General features: G+C 29.8%; 19 protein-coding genes. 1 reads left to right on the forward strand and 18 read right to left on the reverse strand.

Going from position 1 to position 19,700, the window contains the following annotated elements:
* Positions 1–186 precede the first annotated feature (186 nt).
* The 10 genes from KPL50_RS13850 to KPL50_RS13895 all read right to left on the reverse strand — a co-directional run bounded on the left by KPL50_RS13850 (position 187) and on the right by KPL50_RS13895 (position 7,299).
* Complete coding sequence (locus KPL50_RS13850; protein ID WP_216299121.1) at positions 187–888, reverse strand: hypothetical protein; 702 nt, start codon at positions 886–888, stop codon at positions 187–189.
* A 299-nt stretch (positions 889–1,187) separates the two neighbouring features.
* Positions 1,188–2,567, reverse strand: a complete 1,380-nt coding sequence (locus tag KPL50_RS13855) for a phage/plasmid primase, P4 family (RefSeq protein ID WP_216299122.1) — start codon at positions 2,565–2,567, stop codon at positions 1,188–1,190.
* Positions 2,568–2,691: 124 nt separating this feature from the next.
* Complete coding sequence (locus KPL50_RS27090) at positions 2,692–3,792, reverse strand: hypothetical protein (protein ID WP_253200623.1); 1,101 nt, start codon at positions 3,790–3,792, stop codon at positions 2,692–2,694.
* A gap of 224 nt (positions 3,793–4,016) precedes the next feature.
* Complete coding sequence (locus KPL50_RS13865) at positions 4,017–4,160, reverse strand: hypothetical protein (protein WP_216299123.1); 144 nt, start codon at positions 4,158–4,160, stop codon at positions 4,017–4,019.
* The gene (locus KPL50_RS13870) at positions 4,160–4,519 is read right to left on the reverse strand and encodes a hypothetical protein (protein WP_216299124.1); all 360 of its coding nucleotides are present in this window, start codon (positions 4,517–4,519) and stop codon (positions 4,160–4,162) included. The genes KPL50_RS13865 and KPL50_RS13870 overlap by 1 nt, the downstream gene beginning before the upstream one ends.
* 9 nt (positions 4,520–4,528) lie before the next feature.
* A complete protein-coding gene (locus KPL50_RS13875; protein ID WP_216299125.1) occupies positions 4,529–4,837 on the reverse strand; it encodes a DUF960 family protein in 309 nt (102 codons plus the stop codon).
* A gap of 18 nt (positions 4,838–4,855) precedes the next feature.
* A complete protein-coding gene (locus KPL50_RS13880; RefSeq protein WP_216299126.1) occupies positions 4,856–5,386 on the reverse strand; it encodes a JAB domain-containing protein in 531 nt (176 codons plus the stop codon).
* A 122-nt stretch (positions 5,387–5,508) separates the two neighbouring features.
* Positions 5,509–5,940, reverse strand: coding sequence for a phage integrase N-terminal SAM-like domain-containing protein (locus KPL50_RS13885; RefSeq protein WP_216299127.1), 432 nt, complete (start codon positions 5,938–5,940; stop codon positions 5,509–5,511).
* A gap of 94 nt (positions 5,941–6,034) precedes the next feature.
* The gene (locus KPL50_RS13890) at positions 6,035–6,940 is read right to left on the reverse strand and encodes a tyrosine-type recombinase/integrase (RefSeq protein ID WP_309245179.1); all 906 of its coding nucleotides are present in this window, start codon (positions 6,938–6,940) and stop codon (positions 6,035–6,037) included.
* Positions 6,941–6,942: 2 nt separating this feature from the next.
* A complete protein-coding gene (locus KPL50_RS13895; RefSeq protein WP_216299128.1) occupies positions 6,943–7,299 on the reverse strand; it encodes a hypothetical protein in 357 nt (118 codons plus the stop codon).
* Positions 7,300–7,587: 288 nt separating this feature from the next.
* Between KPL50_RS13895 and KPL50_RS13900 the strand changes: the two genes are divergently transcribed.
* On the forward strand, positions 7,588–8,580 hold the full coding sequence (locus tag KPL50_RS13900) for a hypothetical protein (protein WP_216299129.1): 993 nt from the start codon (positions 7,588–7,590) through the stop codon (positions 8,578–8,580).
* Between the two features lie 484 nt (positions 8,581–9,064).
* Here the strand turns inward: KPL50_RS13900 and KPL50_RS13905 are convergent, their stop codons facing one another.
* The 8 genes from KPL50_RS13905 to KPL50_RS13940 all read right to left on the reverse strand — a co-directional run bounded on the left by KPL50_RS13905 (position 9,065) and on the right by KPL50_RS13940 (position 19,700).
* The gene (locus KPL50_RS13905; RefSeq protein ID WP_216299130.1) at positions 9,065–10,411 is read right to left on the reverse strand and encodes a DUF3883 domain-containing protein; all 1,347 of its coding nucleotides are present in this window, start codon (positions 10,409–10,411) and stop codon (positions 9,065–9,067) included.
* Positions 10,412–10,731: 320 nt separating this feature from the next.
* Positions 10,732–11,910, reverse strand: a complete 1,179-nt coding sequence (locus KPL50_RS13910; RefSeq protein ID WP_216299131.1) for a hypothetical protein — start codon at positions 11,908–11,910, stop codon at positions 10,732–10,734.
* A gap of 129 nt (positions 11,911–12,039) precedes the next feature.
* Positions 12,040–13,569, reverse strand: a complete 1,530-nt coding sequence (locus KPL50_RS13915; protein WP_253200624.1) for a DNA cytosine methyltransferase — start codon at positions 13,567–13,569, stop codon at positions 12,040–12,042.
* A gap of 3 nt (positions 13,570–13,572) precedes the next feature.
* Entirely contained in the window at positions 13,573–14,592 is a 1,020-nt protein-coding gene (locus KPL50_RS13920; RefSeq protein WP_253200625.1) for a DNA cytosine methyltransferase, read from the reverse strand.
* A gap of 403 nt (positions 14,593–14,995) precedes the next feature.
* Positions 14,996–15,328, reverse strand: coding sequence for a hypothetical protein (locus KPL50_RS13925; RefSeq protein WP_216299132.1), 333 nt, complete (start codon positions 15,326–15,328; stop codon positions 14,996–14,998).
* A 150-nt stretch (positions 15,329–15,478) separates the two neighbouring features.
* Positions 15,479–16,540 carry a hypothetical protein gene (locus KPL50_RS13930; protein WP_216299133.1) on the reverse strand — a complete coding sequence of 354 codons (1,062 nt, stop codon included), beginning with the start codon at positions 16,538–16,540 and terminating at the stop codon, positions 15,479–15,481.
* 120 nt (positions 16,541–16,660) lie between these two features.
* A complete protein-coding gene (locus KPL50_RS13935) occupies positions 16,661–18,769 on the reverse strand; it encodes an AIPR family protein (RefSeq protein WP_216299134.1) in 2,109 nt (702 codons plus the stop codon).
* 16 nt (positions 18,770–18,785) lie between these two features.
* Positions 18,786–19,700, reverse strand: coding sequence for a PD-(D/E)XK motif protein (locus KPL50_RS13940; RefSeq protein WP_216299135.1), 915 nt, complete (start codon positions 19,698–19,700; stop codon positions 18,786–18,788).

Genomic DNA, 19,700 nt, shown 5'->3' on the forward strand with positions numbered 1-19,700 from the left:
ATATTTATAATTTTTTATTAGTACGCTTGATATCAGTTATTGTAATTACATCTAATACCAAGCTTTATGTATATTGTTTATTTTTTCTTAGGTACTTTCTCTACTTGAATGTACTCTAGTATCACTTTTTCTAATATATCCATAATCTCATCAACTCTTTTTGACTTGTCCATCTTCTTTACCTCCTTATTTAACTTGCTTAGCATTAATTATTGCAATGGTGCATCCATCTGATTTAATGTATTCAACTTCTGAAAAGGTTATTGATGTTCTGTTACTGAAATTCAACTTATACTTATCAGTTATTTCTGAAACAATTCCTGCTGAATAAATAACCCCGTTCTTGCCCATTATCTTGACATCTAATTGATTATTGTTATTTGGTAATGTTACTCCTATTGCAATACTTTCATCTGAAAATGATATTGCAACCTTAGTTGGATTGTTTAACTTATCCATTAAGCCTCTTGATAAAGTCACTCTTTTTGCATATTTAGAGTTTACAACTGACATAACTCCTGCTACTAGATTGCTTCTACTTATTTTCTTACTTGATGATGGTTGAAATTTTTCTAGGTTATAATTCTTATTGGTTTCTTGAATGATGTCTGTTTTTATTTCTTTATATTCTTGAGTATCTATTTCCTTAATTTCTTGTCCTTCTTCTATTGCTGAACCTTCTGTTTCTTCTACTGCTAAGCCTTCTACCTCTTCTACTTCTGAACCTTCTTCTTTTTCTTTTTCTTTTTCTTTTTCTGAATGTTTCCATTCTTCCAGTAATTCAGTTATTGGTCTTCTAGGCTTTCTTGTTGTTTCTTTACCTGTTTTCACTTTCGTTTCTTCTGTAGCGTTTGTTGTTGGTACTGGTCTTCTCTTTATTACTGCCAATTTAATCATTCTCCTTTTATCTTTTATTTGATTGCTTTTTGTACCCATTACCTTGTATTTTTTATTTTGGGTTATTCATGGACATATTTAGGTGTATTGAAAACACCTGGAATTCGTTGATTTCATTATGTTTGGATGTATGGGAGCTTTCTTACCCATGTTTTATATTTATTATTAAAAATATTTTTATGAATATTTCTAATAATAAACTTACCCAATCCCCCAACCCATTGATTTACATGAAATTGATGTACCCTAATTCCACCCAATCACCCCCTCTATACTCCCCAATTAAAGTTTTAGTATTTATAAATTGGATTGTTTATATCAATTTTGAACTCTCCAATCACTCTTACTCCAGTATGATAGTTCAATTTATTGGAATGTCCAGATTTGCCCATATACCCTAGAACTTTTAACTGTTCATCGAATTTCGCCCAGAACTTCCTAGTACTTATATCCGCATATCCTTTCATTCCGTTAGCATCTGCCCATACCTTAAATGTGTTATAGATTACTTTCTTATCTTCTTTATAGGACTCCTCTGCTTTTTCAATACACTCTTCAAAGAAACATATAAAAGGGTTAATGTCCTTTGCATAGTTCTTAATTACTTCATTAGAAACATTACAATCTGAAAATCGGAATTCATTCTCCTTTAATCTTTTCAGACCTAATATACTCCAATTAAAAATGCCTTGTAGCTCTTGCTTTAGCTTATCTTTCAAGTTTCTGTCCCTTTTATTTTCAGCAACAGTATTCCTAAAATGGAGAACACTCAATCTTCTCTGAAATCCATGACTAGTATCCTTGGTATGTGGCAGATTGTTCATTGCCATAATAATCTTTGCTGTAGGTTTGAATGAGAAGGCTGGTTTATATTTCTGCTCAGCAGTTATTACGTCTTCCCCTGTTATCATCTTAAAATACTGGGTGTTAAGACTTGCACCATTATTTTCATTTTCGCTACATATGTTAGCAAGCTTATTGTGTAAGCATACTCGCATAAAAGGTTTATTAAGCTCATTAAGAGCAACACTTGATATATTCTCACTGCCGATACAGTAACTTATTAAATCAATGAATACTCCTTTACCGTTAGCACCTGTACCGTAAAGTACCAGTGCCTTTTGCGCCTTTACTTCTGCCGTCATAGAATATCCCGCCCATTCTTGTGAAAGGATCTTTGAATCTTCATCACCTAAGAAGCATTCATCTAAGAACTTCATGAAGTTAGGACATTCAGCATTCTCATCGTAGTTAATAGGTATCTGAATAGTGCTATAAAATTTTAGACTATGTTCTACTAAAGTATGTGTTTCTAAATCATACATTCCATTTAGCATGTTTATGTAATCCTTATAACTATTTAATTCTTCATTATGTAGTACTATTCTCTTCAATGCTTCTACATATTCCCGTTCTACCTTAGTGCTCCAAATGTCATCAAAATACTTGTGAAGTTGAGCTCTTAACCTCTTAAAAACTCTTAACTCATCTACCTTGCTCCATTTTCCATTATTGTACGTGTAGAATTCTCCTTTGTTGTAAATCAGATGTGATTTCCCTTTAATATATGAAGCAAACTTGTTAGGACTAAAGTAATTAACTTTAAAAGTGTTTTTGCAGATACTTATTCCCATTTGTTCAATCTCTTCCAACTGTTTATCTGTAAACATTTTAATTCCTCCTCTATGTTTTTCTCTGTGTTCCTTACAAGATTTATTATAGATTAATAGTATATATATCACATCTCTATGTAATTAACTGTAAATTAAAAGACAGAGCTCAAAGTTCTCTGTCTTAAATGTTATATATAAAATTATGATTTAATATTACCATTCTTTTTCTCATTTTTTCTTCATCATTCTTCATTTTATAAGTTTTATTTTCTGTATTCTTTGCGTTTTCTTCTATATCAATTCTATATTTTGTAATTTTTAATACATAATCATTAACCTTCCCCCATACTACTTCACTTATATCCCTAACTGACTCATATCTTCTACTTTTATTGTTCTCGTTATTCATATAATCAACTACAGATTTACCATGCATACCTTCATATTTCTCTTGTAATAGTTTATTATATATACCTTCATTCACTATATAATATTTTATCTTATTTCTTTTCCTTATGAGCTTATCAATATCTTTATCATAGGTTGTTATAAATACAATATTCTCATTACCCTCTAGCCTCTTTATTTTGTTTAATATATCATACTTATCATCTACAATTACTTTTCTTTGAAGCACCTGTCTGTCTAATCTTTCCTTTTCCGAAGTCTTAATAATTTCTATTTTACTTTTATCTACTATATTAATTTCTGATACAATTACATCTAAATATATATGATCATTTGCCCTAGCAATTACAAGGTTAACATCTAATTTATTTTTTGTATATTTTCTAAGTTCCAATGACTCTATCTCTATTCTACTAATCTTACCTATTTTTATGTAATCTAATAGCACTATGCTATACCCTAAAGTATCGAATTGTTCTATGTAGCTGTCCACTCTATCCTCATATTGAATAGTATTTACTTTTACTGCATCTTCTATTAATGCTTTCGCCATCCTCCTATTTATCTCAATACCAAATGTATTATTTATGTATTTAATTACCTTCGGTTCATTCCATTCTGCTATATTAAAGCCTTGAAATATAGGATTAGTATTCAATATTTTAAGAATTTCTTCTTGTATATCTTTTGGTATTGTCCCGGACCTTTTAGCTATCTTTAACTTAACTTCATCAACATTAATTTTTTTTATCCATCTATCAATAGTCCTAATTGATGTTGAATATTTACTGGATAAATAGCATTTATCCATACCATTAAGATATTCGTTTACACAGTTATTTTTCTCTTCATCAGTATGCCTTGTTTCTATCATTAGATTTAATCTTTCCTTTCTTTTATTTATGTATTTGATTATAACACTTCTTTTCCTATTCTTAATATAACTACTTTTATAGCTAAAAATATTATAATAATCGTATTATTGATTACAACGGTATTTTTCAAAAAAAAAATAGTCTCGTAGAACTTAGAACTTACTTAACATAATAAAAACTCACTATATATTTATTGAATTTTTAATAAATATATAGTGAAAATTTATATCTTCATAAATCTTTTTATCAGGTTTTCTGACACTCCAAATTTAGCTGATGCACCTGTAATTGATTCTGATTGAGATAAGCCACTTACTATAAGTTGGAGAACTATCGAAATTATCTTAATTATTTTTAGTATGTCCATTAACTGATCTCCTTAATGTATGTATAAATATAAGAGTATGTATCTCTGACTGGAATTAATTTAATTACATATTTAGCTATATCTAAATCTATATACATTAAGGTTTCATTCTCATATCCTGTACCATTGCATAGTTCTACAACCTTATTATACTCATTAATAATGTTAAATTGAATGTAATTTAATTCTTCTTGTAGCTTTTTTAAATCTATTTCCGTATTATTCTTCAACTTAATTAATAAATCTTTCGTATTCCATTGATTAGCTAATGCACCATCATGGAAATCAAATCTCATTACACCTAGAAGCTCATTACTATCATAGTTAAAACATTTTTCATCACTTAATTTTCTCTTCATTTAGTCCTCCTAATATTCCTCTGCCAGAAGCATTGTCGCATACTTTCCATCACAAATTACAAATACCTTTGCATTAATGATTCTCTTTGAAAATAACTTATAAGTTTTATTGTACTCTGGTACTTCTTGTCTATGTTCTATGATTTGGTAGAATATATCATCAGCTCTATGCTCAATTAGTTCAAATACCTGCAAATAGTCTAGTTCCATCCCTTGCTCTTTTAGTTTATCTATATAATTCCACATTAATAATTGTAATTCTAATGGCATTTCCTGTTGAATTCCTTTGGTGATGTACCTGTTACTTTTATCAAACATCTTTTATATCTCCTTACTCTACAATATTCCTTTTTCTTTTAGGCTACAGTATCTACCCTCTGAACCAATGATTATGTGGTCTATTAGTTCGATACCAATTAGTTTTCCACATTCCTTTAACCTATTAGTAATACTAGTATCTTCACTAGATGGGGTTGGGTCACCTGAAGGATGATTATGGTATAATATTATTGAGGCTGCATTGCTTAGAATTGCAACTTTAAATACCTCACGAGGGTGAACTATGGAACTATTGAGACTACCTACTGACACCACATTCAATGCAATTGGCTGATTTTTAGTATCTAGGCAACATAGCAATAGCTGTTCTCTATCTAATTCATCCAAAAACCTTCTTCCAAGTTCAACTGCATCTGCTGGCGAGGATATTCTTCGTATATCATAGAGCATTGTTGCTTCCCTCACCATTTTTATAGATACTATATTTATCCTTTTAGCAGGAGTAATATTGTTATTATTATCTTCTGCTACTATAATTTCCTTTTGCCCTCTATTTATTTTGCCAACACAATATATTGAACTCGTCATATCCTTATCATTCCTCTCGCATAAAAATAGCACTTAACCTCAATTACTTTGAGATTAAGCGCCTTACATATTTTCATTTTTAAATTCTTTATTATCTTCTATATCTACCAGTAAAGTAGTAATTAATTTATTGGCAGTCTATCGTTTTTAGATATTATAATTACACCCTTCATATACTTTTTTAATAATAAGTAAATATTGAACTGTTGCAAACTGTTTATTCGTTTATTAATAGTATTAGGTTTAACTTTTAATTCAATTTGAGTTTTTATAAAGTCACTATACTGAGAAGTATTGAATTCGCCAGTAAATACTATTCCTACACTTTCTATGTAAGAAATAAAGCTATTAACGTCAAAAATATATGATTTAACGGTCGTTGATGCCTTATTATTTCCCACTAAATTCTCTTTGAATTCTTCAATTATATTTTTAGCTTCTTCACTGATTTTAAACTCGATCGCCTGTCTACCATTTGATATCTTTGTTATAGGCATTGCATCAACCTCTACTATTTCTTGTATAATATTGCTTTTCTTTTTAGGTGTTGCCATTTTTTTTTACCTCCATTTTTCATTTCATATCTATATACTGCTAGTATCGATATTTTAGATTAGTAGTATCTACTATTGCAGAAAAATATACCATCTATAGCCGTTCCACAGCCTCCCTCTTGTCCTTTGAAGACGTATTGATGTAGAAACTAGCTGTTGTCTGAATTGAAGAATGGCCCGCAAGCTTTGCAACAGTTGTCAATTCTACTCCTTTTTTTAACAGTCTAGTACAAAATGTGTGACGAAATTTATGTGGGTGCATTCTTATAATCAGCTTACTTTCCATCTTTTTCAATACACTATTCACTGCATCCCTATCCATCCTTGGCGACCTATTGGTTAATATTAAATACTCACTACTTGCAAATTTATTCACCCTTCTTTCTCCTTCTAAGTATTCCTTAACTGAATCAACGACTTCTCCCTTTAGTGGAACCTCCCTTCTTTTTCCACCTTTGCCCCACGCTACAGTTAGGTTCATAGATAACATATCTACATCCCTTAGTTTCACATTTACAAGTTCTGATACTCTTACCCCAGTGTACAATAGCAGTAGTATTATTAGACTATCTCTAGCTCTTACTTTTTCCGATTGGATATAAAATAAGAACCTTTCTACTTCAGCATCTGTGAATACTTCCACTTCTTTTTCACTACCTGCCGCTACCTTTAATTTATCTTTTCTTAAATTCACCACTTGCTCAGTTAGATATTTTTCATCCATTAGATATTGACCAAATGATTGTAGACTATTAATTTTCTTATTTATGGTATTTATCTCGTAGTTATTTTGGACTAAGTAATTCCTATATGCTGTAATATGAAACCTTTTTAGGTTTCCGATAAAGATGTTACCCTTAGATTCTAACCATCCAAGAAATACCCTAATGTCACCTATATAACTCTCTATAGTTTTTAGTGCTTTACCATCTGCAACTAATGCTTGCTCAAAGTCAGTTAATATTTTTTTAGCTTCTGTTTCAATATTATCTTCATTCACAATTATCCCTCCAAATATATTAATAAATTCTCAGGTGTTAATATATTTGGAATCAATAGACTTATACTATAATCACTGCTTAGGAGCATTAGAGAATTAGTGTAGCTGCCACCACTATTTTTACATGATATTAGTTCAACATACTCTGGAAAAGTATATTCAAAATCTATTAGCTCATTTATAGTTTTTACATCTTCTGGGGTTTCTGCTATTAGTACATATCCTCCTAGATCCCTTTTAACCCTTATATCGCCGTAATTATCATCAAGAATAGTTACTATTTCTAATGCTTTTTCTTTTACTTCTGCAGGTAAACCTTTTAGAGTTTCTACTTCTGTTTTGTGAGCTAACTTTATCATAATTATATCCTCCTTGAATTCTATATATGTTATTCAAGGTAATAATATATATTTGAATTTATGATTGTTACATATAAAAAATCGCCTAAGACATATCTTAATTCTCGTAATTATACTTTGTTTTTAAAAATGATTATATTTGTAATCCAAGGGTGATAAACTATCTATTCATTTTTCTTGTATTATAGTGCTTTGTAATGTAAAATTAATTATATTTGTTTAAATATTGAATTAATGGTTGTAAGTGTATGCAAATGAGAGAAGGTTACTATGGGGGGGAATTTAATTATGCTTACTAGAAAAGAAAGAAAAAATTTATATAGATTAACTGCAATAGAGATTTATAAACTGGTTTTAATTGGCGATATTAAATCATTTCCTAAAGGGTTTTGGCAGAAACCAGATGCTGATAAAAATGCAATTGAGATAACTAGGTACTTGTTAGAAGTAATTTTAAAGTGGTCTAATAGTGATATTAAAGAAATGTTTTCATCATCAACTTTTTTGAATAATAAACTTTGTGGAATGATGTGCGCAGTTTATAATAAATCACCATTTGAAGCTATTAATTCAGCTTATCCTAATAAATTTAAACCTTGGGAAATAAAAGTTGTACCTAAAAATTATTGGACAGTAACAACAGGTGGAGAATCTACTAAGTGGCTTTTAGAAGAAAAACTAAAATGGTCTAACAAAGATATATGTGAAAAGTTGAATGTAAATATATTTAGGGAAAATGGACTTAGATGTATGTTAGAGTTTGTTTTTAATAATTCTACATATAATGCAATAAATTATATCTACCCTAATATATTCAAACCTTGGGAATTGAACTTTGTTCCAACAATTTATTGGAAGACAGAGAATGGGATAGAAGCTACTAAATGGTTGATAGAGGAAAAGATGAAATGGTCACATAATGATGTTAAGAAATACATATGCGTAAAGATATTTCATGATAATGGCTTAAGGAGAATGTTAGAGAATGTTTATGATGGGAGATTATATAAAGCATTAGATTCAGCATATCCCAATAAATTTAGGTCATGGGATTTTATAATATCAAATCATAGCCAATGGACATTAGAAGATGGAATAGAATCTACGAAGTGGCTAATAGAGGAAAAGCTTAAGTGGTCTGATGAAGATATCATTAAAAAGCTATCTAGAAGTAATTTTAATGAAAATGGACTTGGTTGGATGTTAAAACGATGTTTTAGTAGTTCAGTCTCTAAAGCGCTTAATTTAACATATCCAGATAAATTTAAACTAATTAATTGAAGTGGCTATTATTAAAATTTTCATTTAGCCTAAGACAGATCTTACTCCATCTTAGACTTCTAACAATACACTGCATTATTTATATTATGCAGTAAGAAATGACGTAGCTGATTTCCTGCCAGTCCTTATACTAGAATAACTGCTATTGGTACCACCACTACAAATATTTTTTGCAGTGAATTCTCACAAAGTTTTGCAGTGAATTATATTTTTGGGTGCACCATATTATCCTATATAAGTTGTAAAAACGCTTAATATAATTTCATAAATTTACTAATCGGTTAATATTAAAAATATCTGTTGGATTCTTATATCTATTTAACGTTTTCTCACTATATGACGCAATGTATCTTGAAATAGATGTAGTAAAGCTATATCTATAATATATAGCTCTTTATAAATGGTTGATATTTAAAATGTTTGACTATAATTTAGTTGCATGGAATTCGACTTCATGTATTTAGCTTATATTATTACCAATCCATTAAATATCCTCTGTATTTAGATAAGCTTTGAATGAGGATGGAATTAATTCAAAATGTTTTGTAATATCACCATTTATTATATAAAAGTTAATTTTAGTAGTTATCTTTTCTATACCAAATATTCTATATATATAATACTTATCTCCAAGTTCCTTCGATACCTCAACCTCATTTGCACTTATTTCAAAAGGAGTACTAATTGGACCTGTAGTTGTTTTTACCTCTATATACATTTTTTCTGCAATTTGTCCGTTAACCTTCCAAGATTCAATATCATATCCTAATCCGTCTCCTTTTGTTTTAGACACCCATTCAACGGTGTCTGCAAGGTCTTGTCTCCCAATTGATATTAATTTTTCTTTTTCATTAATTACAACTGCCTCTTCCCCTAAAGTGCCTTTAATCCCATTCGTCTTATTAGCTTTATCATAATCTTTTTTCCTAGCTCTTCTTTGATTTCCACTTTGTAAGCTGGGCGTTTTATTTCCAAACGGTGGTGTATACAGTACAAATTCCAAATTATTAGTATCTAGTTCAAATGTATTATCTTCCTTAACCGTTTCTTCCTGCTTATGGCCATCTCCTTTATTTATATCATCTACCACTTCTGCTTCTTCTATTTCTTCCTCTTCTACTTCTATTTCATCCTCTTCTATTTCTGCCTCGTCTATTCCTGCCCCGCCATTTAATATCACTGTATTAGCCATTGTAAATTGTAAATCATTATAATTATGAAGGTCCTCTGATGGTATCGCTATTCCTACAAAATTATCTTCATCCTTTTTTAATAATACCAATATATCATTTTTATATAGTTTTTTGCGAAATTGATTAAATCTATCAGTAGGAACCGGAGTATTGATTTGAACTTGCACATTAGACTCATGACCTAATTTTAATATTGCCCTGCATTCTATTAATGTGCTTCCAGTAATACCACTACTAATATATGGTGAGTGTGTCGCCCTAATTGTTTTTTTATAAGTTAGTTCTTTACGCTTAAATTCAACCCTCGTTATAGGGACATCTATTTGATTAATATAATCGCTATTATTTCTTATTAAATCAATATTAATAAATTTTCCTATTTTCTCTCCATTGTTATGCATATCTTGTACGTCTTGCGAAAAAAAGAAATTTATATTCTTTTTCCCAGGAACATCTAAATGAGATTGATGATTTCTTTTATCATTAGGTTTAAGATCCTTTTTCTCTTCATTATTAATGTTGGAATTGGATAACCTTTTAATAAACACCCCCTGAAAATCTTCACCTCTTAAAATATAATTTGTTACCCCAATATTAGATAAGAATTGATTGATATCTGTTAATACTCTATTAAACATATTCTGACCCCCTTGTTAAATTTTTATTTATACTTAACCTTTTCCACTTACACCAACTTTTTTAAATACCCTCACCCTTTCCCTTTGTTTAATCTTTTATTAACTTCACCTATCTTAATAAGACCTCCCTTTTATCTATTACCATGATTATACTCTCCCCGAGTCTACCTGTCAACACCTTAATGTATAATTATCAGACTATCCCATTTGTACTCGGGTAAAAAAAGAACTAGTCTTCTAAAACTATCTTCTTAGATATCTCCTCAAGATATCCTCTATTTCATTTGACATTAAAGAAAGCAACCTCTTATTTAATGTCACTAATCATTTAATATTTGTATTTTGTTATTACTACCACATAATTGATCACCCATATACCAAAATGCTTCTATATTGTATTTTCTTAAAAAAGCAATGTATTTATCATCAATTTTTCTTTCAAATACACCTATTTTTGTACATTCTAATCCTTTGTAGTTTTCCATCCTAAATTCTTCGTAAAAACATAATTGAGATAATACTCTACGAATTTGTTTTCTTTCATCAACCTCAGATGCTTCTAAAGTTTTAATTTCGAAAACTAGAATTTTCTTTTCGTTTTTTATTGCTAAGCAGTCAATTGCACTTTCATATATTGTAAACCCACATGCTTCCAAATACTTAGCTAACTTCTTCACTATTTTTTGATGTCTTTCTGTTCTTTCTCTTAATTTCTTTTTTCCATCACTATAATTACCTAAATCTTCAAATTCATCATCATCTTCATCATCATTAAAAATAGTTTCTGCAATAGTGTCAGCAGTAACCTCTTTTAATTTACGTTGACTTAATATTTTCTTACTGCTTAATTCTTTCTTATTTTCTTCATTTGCAGCAATCTCTGTATATTTTGTAGCCCCTTTACTAAAATTAATACCATCAGCATTTTCAGAAGGAATACCTACAACTAAATACTCATCACTATCATTATATTTATAGAAGAGTAATAAATCGCCCGGAAACAGGTATGTTCTTAATTTTGAAAATGCGTTTCCATCATATTTTATTTTACTTAATTGTACTTGCTTTGATAAATCATTTCTGACTGATATCTTTTTAACTGTATTACTTAAAACATACCCATTTTCTATTACATCAAATACTTCTTTATCTGAATCATTATTCTTAATATTATTATGCCTTGCTTGTAAATCTATTAGATTCTTATTTATTAGTCTTATATTTATCTTGATATCTTCAGTAGAGCTAATTGCATTTTGCAATTCAATCTGTGAGTAAAAGTTCTTCATTCCATCTCCTGTAAAATGGATATGATACTGTTTACTTCTACTGCCTGTTGACCTATTTTCTTTTAATATACACACTTCTGGTAGTCTTATAGCTAAAGTACACTGAAACTTATCTTCATCTAATATATATTCTATTTCTTTTACACTTACACCAACTTTTTTTAAATACTCTTCCCCTTTGTTTAATATTTCATTAACTTCATATATCATAATAATACCTCCCTTTCATCTATTACCATGATTATACTCTCCCCGATCTTACCTGTCAATGCCTTATCTTATAATTGTCAGACCATCTTGATTGTACTCGGGCAAAAAAAAGAAGATAGTCTTCTAAAACTATCTTCTAAGATATCTCCTTAAGATATCTGCTATTGCATTTGACATTAATGGAGGCACACTATTTCCTATTTGCATATATGTCTTAGTATATGGACCTAAGAAGAAATAGTTATCTGGATATGATTGCACCCTCGCAGCCTCTCTTGGACTTAACCCTCTTGCTTGATTTGGATGTATATACATGTTACAGTCGAACTTCATATGGGCTGTAATCGTTTTGCATATTCTATTAGGAATTAACTTGTAATACTTATCCTTAAAAATATCACTTCTTGATGTATACGGCATTATATCTGCTATTCTTTCACTATCTGACTTATCTCCTGGCAGCATTCTCGCGAAAATCTCTATATCTCGGTCATTATTATATCTTGTCTTATGATTAAAAATAAGTGTATTTCTAGATCCTTGATTTATTAAGTCTGCATACGCACTACTTGCCTTACTTCTATTGCATTCAATCTTTTTTCCTGATTCCTCTGTGTCCATTTTTGTAGAATTTCTTATTCTTAATGGTTGTAGTTCTCTCAAATCTCCAATAGCATCTTGCAAAACATACTTCTCCATACCTTCAGCATAAGATTCTATTTCTTTAATTATTTCTTTTGCGTTAATTTGTAACCTTTCACTTATATCTGACCTTATTCCTATATAAATCAGACGTTTTCTATTTTGTGGCACTGAAAAGTCGCTTGCGTTAAAAACATGATAGCAAACATCATAATCCGCTCCTTTAAGATTATGAAAATCTTCTATTACTTGGTCTGCGACACTTATCATACCCGCTACATTCTCCATCACAAAGAATTTAGGTTTTATTTTCTCGACCCCTCTTACATAATACTTATAAAGAACATTCCGAGGATCATCTATTAGTCTCTGTCTATTAGCCATTGAAAATCCTTGGCATGGCGGACCCCCTATTATAACATCTACTTCATCATTAATATATTCATCAATTTTATCAACAATCTCTTTTATATCTCCGGTTATAATTCTCTCTTTTGGAACCTCAGAATGATTAAATGAATACGTTTCTGTACATACATCTTCAATATCATTAGCAAGCAGTGTTTTAAAGCCATTTTGATAAAATCCCAAGCTCATCCCACCGGAACCGCAAAAGAAATCTACCACAGTAGGGCTTTTTGTATCTTTATAATATTCAATCATTGCCTTTTCTCTATAATAATCCATATACTTCATTAAGTTAGTATCTATCATTTCATTAAGGCTTAAATATTCTGATAAAACAGACATTATAACGTCAAAATCTTTGTCTAAAACAATCTTTAGTTTATATATTTCATCGACATTCCGTATGACTCCTAGCTTTATAAGGAAGTTATAAAGCTCAATTGAATAGTCATTTTTCTGTACAATAATTTTTTTTTGTATTTTATATAATTGACAAATACAATTAACAAAATCATTCAAAATATTTCGAAATATCTTTTTTTCTCCAGTCTTAGTAATACCAGCTAACTCTTGAAATATGCTAAAAGATTTCTTTTCTATTTTCACCATTTCTTATACCTCAATTTCTAAATTTATATTTAAAGCTTGTACAATCGCTATAGCAATACTATATGCTACATTAACTGTTACAGCATTCCCAAATTGTCTATATGCCTGTGTATTAGATACAACTTGATTCCAATCACTCGGAAATCCCTGCAAAATTCTACATTCATTTGGTGTAAGCATTCTAACATTTGAAATAGGTCTTATTTCATCATCTTCGAATCTTTCACGGTTTATCCTATCCTCATAATAATTATCTTGTGAAGCCCTGTGCATTTTATGCATAGTAGCACATAATGGCCTAGCTACTTCCAAATTAATCTCTGGCCTAGCAACATAGTTCCTAGTCCCTGTAGCCATTATTGTTCTAAGTATTTTTTCTGATAAAAAGTATTTCCTATCAACATCTTCATCTAGTATATCTTGAACTGTAGGTTGAACTGTAGTTTCTAAATCTATAGTAGGTGGTGGAAATTCAAATGCTAAATTATTTTGCTCATAATACTCTCTTTTAAATCCAACAATAAATACTCTTCTTCTTGTGTGTGGTATTCCATAGTCGGCAGAATTTAATACATCATGGAATAAAATATACCCTAGATCCTCTTCTAGTATTCTTTTCATTCTTCTGAATGTGTTTCCACCATCATGGCTTTGTAGATTTTTTACATTTTCTAAAACTATTATCTTAGATTGATGTCTTCTTAATATTGTTTCTATAGTGAAAAATAAAGTCCCTCTTTCATCTTCAAAGCCCCTTTGGTGCCCCATCAAGCTAAATGGCTGACACGGGAACCCCGCTATAAGAACATCATGTTCTGGTATCTGATCCAGTACCTCATTTACATCTCCTAATTGTATGTGATCTCCAATGTTATCTCTGTAACTTTCAACTGCATATCTATCATAGTCATTAGCGAATATTATATCAAATCCTGCATTTAAAAAACCTAAATCTAAACCTCCAGCTCCCGAAAATAAACTTACAGTCCTCAGATGTCTATTTATATAATTAATTCTTTCCATATATATTTCCCAATCCCTTCTTAAGACAGCCATTGTTTCTTCTGTTCTATATTACCTTCAAATCTATTATTAATTTCTTCTAATAAATCATTTTCAATTATTATATTTATAACAAAACCTAATTATTCCGAGCTTTCGCCATAATATTATCCCTTTCGACCATACTATTTTATCATAGATAAAATTGAATAACAATATGCTTTTAAATTGTAATATATTTGCTACTTTTATAAATAATTTTCAAATTTATCACTTATAGTAACTTGTATTTGAAAATTCTATATTATCATTGTATCGAACATTAGTTCCTATGTCAATTGTCGCCACTACATGTTGGTTATCTTATTGTACCTCTAGATAATATCTCTATTATTGATATTCCCACTCATATAAAAATATAGTTTTAATCTATTAAGCTCCTATAGAATTCTTTAGTATTATTGTTCTGCTTAAACAACAGTCTCATCTTATACATTGTTTTATCATAGATATTAAACTCTTTTGAATACTTTATTACTTCTTCATATGTTAACTCAAAAATATTATCAGCAATAGCAAAATATATTTCTGAGTTTATTACTCCAAAAAAATATTTTATTGCATCCTCATATAACATCCTTTTGACACCTTCAATATCACTGTTTTTATCTGTATAGCTTCCATTTCTATCCTCCCATTGAAGAAAACTTGTTATTGCTACCCTATTTTTTTCTCTTAAATAATTAGTATCTATCATTTACGAATACCTCCTAGAAAGTAAAAAACTCCTACTCACTATAATGTGAATAAAAGTTTTTATTATTATAATAATATATATTTATAATGTATTATAAAATAGCTCATCATATATTATGGTAATATAGTTCACGTTATTTATTAATCCGTTCTATAAGAACCTAAAATCATTGCTTAAATCAGATAGTAGTTTATTCCGCTTTTTCAAATTAAAATATTCACTTGATACATCTGATGCCTTTTCAACACCGAACTCTGCTATTTTACCTTGAAAATCATATTTATTAGCAAGTTGATTATATTCATCAATATATTTAGCATATTTTATATATATATCCTTTAGAAATAGCTCCTTATATTCCTTAGCCCAATCTCCATTACTTTCATGCCCTGTTAATGGGTCTATTATTTTAGGGACTAATGCAATATTCCATGGTGCTTCAAACATTAATGCATTACGTGTCATACCAAAAATATGCGAAACTTGATAATTCATTAAGTTATCATTACGTCTAAATCCAGTTAATTTCTGAATGAGTTTTTGAGGCTGTAGATTATTTGTTGGATCCTTTTTAACATTTTCATTTCCAAATACTTTTACATGAAATTCTTTATATAGTGGTGTACCATGAGCATCTCTGCCGTATCCTCTAATATATACTTTTTTATTATTAAATAATCTTTTTTTTAATTCATCCCAATATTCTTCTACTCTCTCAGCTAATGGATATATTGTTTCTTCTAATCCGAAGTTATAAAAATCAGTTTTTGTAATATTAAATTTCTTAGTAAAACATTCATACGAATCAAGTATTATACTATTTATCTCTTTATTATTATTTTTAACAATGTCTTTAACTATCTTTTTTTTAGTTTTAACTATTATTGCAACTTCCGTACAATTATCAATATCCTCACTAACGCTCCTACAAAATTCTAAGTATAACTTTACGGCCCTTTTTAATGTTGCCGTTCCAGTAAGATAATTTCCATCAATAATTATTTTGTGATTTAGTGGTTTCTTTTCAGAATAATCCAACTTTGAATACTCAAGCTTATTTAATAATATTTTACAATCATTTTCCTGATAGTGCTTATCTAAATCTCCCTCTACCCTATTTACTCGCAGGACATTTGATACACGTGAACTAATAGTCCCCTGTCCTAATTTTTTTACAACTCTTAACCATTGAGCAAATTCCTCTTTTCTCATTTTCCTCTCCCATAATCTATTCCTTTTTTAATTATAAAACACATAGTCTTTACCTTTACCTCAAATCATTTCTCATTTATTAATATTATATTCTTTAGGTAATAACTCATTTTAGTGCTATTATACTACAATTCCTTCAGAATCAAGCTTATCTCTAATTTCCATCATCTTTTTAGCTTGCAGTGAAGACGGAATTTTGGGTGTTAAACTATCAATTTGTGTACCAATTTTCAGCAATTCCATTTCTTTTATATTTAATACTTTTTTTTCTAACCCTATTTTTAATAATCTACGCCAATAATCCGCACCAAAACGCAAAACTATAATCTCTAATGCTAAATCATTGTCTAATTTTTGTTCTTTTTTTGCTTGTCTTGCTTCAGATTGTATTTCTTCCATTGGTACAAGGTCAATCAAGAAACGTTCTGTCAAACTGTATGGTATGCATTTAAATTCTTCCCATGTTTTTACATCCTTTGCATATTCCCTTACAATAATTCCATGAGAATCAGCTAAAAATTCGTGCGCTATCTTACATACTATTTCTACCTCATGTATAAGCGACTGATATAACTCTTGTTTTTGCCATATAATCATAAAATTTAAAGAAAGGCCTACTGGTATACAGTTAATGATCTTAGAAATTGTATACGGCACGATTTGAGCTTTATTTCCCCCTTTTGGATACCACGGTTGTCTATATAGCAGCTTATCAACATTCTTAAAAATAATAGCAGCGCATATCGCCCTTTTGAAATAGAATTCATTAAATTGCTCTTTTGATGTAGTATATTGCCTATCAATATTATCCGCAAAGTACTTCATGTTTTTTGCAGAACCCCTTGCAACAACATATGGCAAACAATCCAAAGTAATTAAATACATAGCTAATAATTCTTTTGTTAGTTTCTGTTCTTTTGGATATTTAGCTTTAAATTTTTCTCTTTCAGATTTTGTCAATTTCATTTGCTCTTGTTCCCACTTCCCACGAAATCGCTCATAATACCATACAGTAGGATGTAGATTCCCGTGAATAGGAGGCGCCATATATTTCCTTGACATTTTTTCTATTAAAATATGGAACGGACTATTCGAGAAGAAATCAGCATCCTTAACTGGATTTTGGCAATTAGCACATTTAGAGATTTTCTGAACCATATTGTTATAAATTTCTCCTCTTTCATCTTCACTTCCAGTTGTCTTAATTACCGTCAACTTCATTGGAACAAAGATATTCGATAATTCTTTATTATCCTTTTTGATTATTGCACTTGCTAATGATGCAGTAGTTTGACCACCGTTAATTATCTGCAAATCTCTCATACATGTAATTTCAAGTCCATTTTCACCTTGCATAAATTCAACATGCTCTGCTGTTACGGCAACCCCATTATTATATGTAAAAAATTTAGTTGGTTCTTTTATAATTGTATTTCTAATCCCCTTGTTTACTTTTCCCTTTATACTCAAAAATGCTCTAACATTCCCTTCAAGAAGTCTACTACCATAAGCTAAATATATATCAGCTAAAAATTTACCTGTTATTATTGCTAAATAAGCATCGTAATCTATTTCATCATTCATTTTAGCTTTAAGGCATGGAATACCACTAATACCAAACTCATTTACATTAATTACAATTGGCTCATTACTAAATGACTGCATTATTTCAAAATAACGTTCAATAGTCCAAACGTTTAATTCAACGTGTCTCTCCAATAAATCTTCCCTTTTAAGCGACTTAACCTGCTCACTAAGTTTTGAATTCGAAATAATATAGAACTTAAATTTTAAAATACTACTTCGTTCAATATCTGCTCCTATTTTAATTCTTATTTCCTTAGCCACATCAAGTGTTGGATCAGCATCGTCACAATAGTCCCCAATATTCCCTTTATATACTTCATCAATAAATGAAACCATTTTTTTGTATAATACATCAATTTGAGTCCTTGTCAACGTCTCAAGATTAAATGTATCTTTAAAATCACTAATAATAAGTATAATGGATCCATCAGCTTCATCAAACGCATATGCGTTAAATTGCATCATCCTATTTCTTCGACCTTGTTTTCCAAAATAGAACTTAACCGGATCACTAACTTCGCCTAATGATTCCAATATTTCCAATGACCTAGCTACGAATTCATCATCCGTGTCAGTACAATTAATTGCTGCATCCATACGTAGTTCTTCAATAAACTCTTTACGATATTCATTTACATCCATATATACCCCTCTTTATCTATTTAATTTCATAATCCATAATATTAACCAATGACAATTCATACTGAGCCTTAACAATTGCAGAAATCAAATTATTTCTATCAAGCTTTGGGAATTCTTCATCAACTAAAAATTTTCTACAATCGCTGACTTCATAAACATAATCATCATAATGGTCATTATATGTAAATCCTTGTAGTGACACCTTAGTAAAAAAATCCCCCTTATCATCCTCATTATCAAATGATTCATATATCTCTGAAACAAGTTCATTTAATTTAATTCCATTAAAAGCTGGACTCATTTTCTCGAGACTATATACAACAAGTTCACCTATTTTATCACTTTCAAGCTGTTCAATGGATGAAATTTTAACTGTCTGGCTACCTCTGTGCATGGTCTTAATCTCATACCACGTATCATCATTTGAAAAGTCCTTATGTGTCAGTTCCTGTCCACTCCAACTTAATAATGCTTGGTGTTTACCATATAGGCCAAACAATTGCTCCTCTAGGAATAAGATTTCGCCAATAAGCCCCATGATTTCTGGTTCAGTTAAAAATTCGTTCCTTGATTTTAAAAACATTTTTTTCCATAGTGAAAATCTATTTATTATATTGGTATAACCCAAGTCAGGCTCGTCAATACTTCTTGATGTCTCCATTAAATCTTCGCAAAATCTATAAAATAATCCACTAATTTCATTGTCTTCTAAAGAGAAAATTAATGTGTTATAGTCATCACTTTTATATTGATTCACTATAATTGTGTTTGTACCCATAATATTTCTAGGTGTGAATTTTGCTCTAAATTTAATTGATTTCCTTCCTTGATCATCAAGTCCGATATACCAATCCAAAATATGCTTAGCATCAGCCTTTATGAAATATCCATAAGATTTTAATTCCTTGAATCTTTCTTGTATATTAAACAT

The organism is Clostridium sp. CF012 (assembly GCF_018861755.1).
Taxonomy (GTDB): Bacteria; Bacillota; Clostridia; order Clostridiales; family Clostridiaceae; genus Clostridium_AD.

Bases quoted from the DNA above. Each gene is read 5' to 3' on its own strand.
- KPL50_RS13855 (WP_216299122.1), bottom strand. From the start codon at position 2,567: ATGTTTACAGATAAACAGTTGGAAGAGATTGAACAAATGGGAATAAGT.
- KPL50_RS27090 (WP_253200623.1), bottom strand. From the start codon at position 3,792: ATGATAGAAACAAGGCATACTGATGAAGAGAAAAATAACTGTGTAAAC.
- KPL50_RS13865 (WP_216299123.1), bottom strand. From the start codon at position 4,160: ATGGACATACTAAAAATAATTAAGATAATTTCGATAGTTCTCCAACTT.
- KPL50_RS13870 (WP_216299124.1), bottom strand. From the start codon at position 4,519: ATGAAGAGAAAATTAAGTGATGAAAAATGTTTTAACTATGATAGTAAT.
- KPL50_RS13875 (WP_216299125.1), bottom strand. From the start codon at position 4,837: ATGTTTGATAAAAGTAACAGGTACATCACCAAAGGAATTCAACAGGAA.
- KPL50_RS13880 (WP_216299126.1), bottom strand. From the start codon at position 5,386: ATGACGAGTTCAATATATTGTGTTGGCAAAATAAATAGAGGGCAAAAG.
- KPL50_RS13885 (WP_216299127.1), bottom strand. From the start codon at position 5,940: ATGGCAACACCTAAAAAGAAAAGCAATATTATACAAGAAATAGTAGAG.
- KPL50_RS13895 (WP_216299128.1), bottom strand. From the start codon at position 7,299: ATGATAAAGTTAGCTCACAAAACAGAAGTAGAAACTCTAAAAGGTTTA.
- KPL50_RS13900 (WP_216299129.1), top strand. From the start codon at position 7,588: ATGCTTACTAGAAAAGAAAGAAAAAATTTATATAGATTAACTGCAATA.
- KPL50_RS13905 (WP_216299130.1), bottom strand. From the start codon at position 10,411: ATGTTTAATAGAGTATTAACAGATATCAATCAATTCTTATCTAATATT.
- KPL50_RS13910 (WP_216299131.1), bottom strand. From the start codon at position 11,910: ATGATATATGAAGTTAATGAAATATTAAACAAAGGGGAAGAGTATTTA.
- KPL50_RS13915 (WP_253200624.1), bottom strand. From the start codon at position 13,569: ATGGTGAAAATAGAAAAGAAATCTTTTAGCATATTTCAAGAGTTAGCT.
- KPL50_RS13920 (WP_253200625.1), bottom strand. From the start codon at position 14,592: ATGGAAAGAATTAATTATATAAATAGACATCTGAGGACTGTAAGTTTA.
- KPL50_RS13925 (WP_216299132.1), bottom strand. From the start codon at position 15,328: ATGATAGATACTAATTATTTAAGAGAAAAAAATAGGGTAGCAATAACA.
- KPL50_RS13930 (WP_216299133.1), bottom strand. From the start codon at position 16,540: ATGAGAAAAGAGGAATTTGCTCAATGGTTAAGAGTTGTAAAAAAATTA.
- KPL50_RS13935 (WP_216299134.1), bottom strand. From the start codon at position 18,769: ATGGATGTAAATGAATATCGTAAAGAGTTTATTGAAGAACTACGTATG.
- KPL50_RS13940 (WP_216299135.1), bottom strand. From the start codon at position 19,700: ATGTTTAATATACAAGAAAGATTCAAGGAATTAAAATCTTATGGATAT.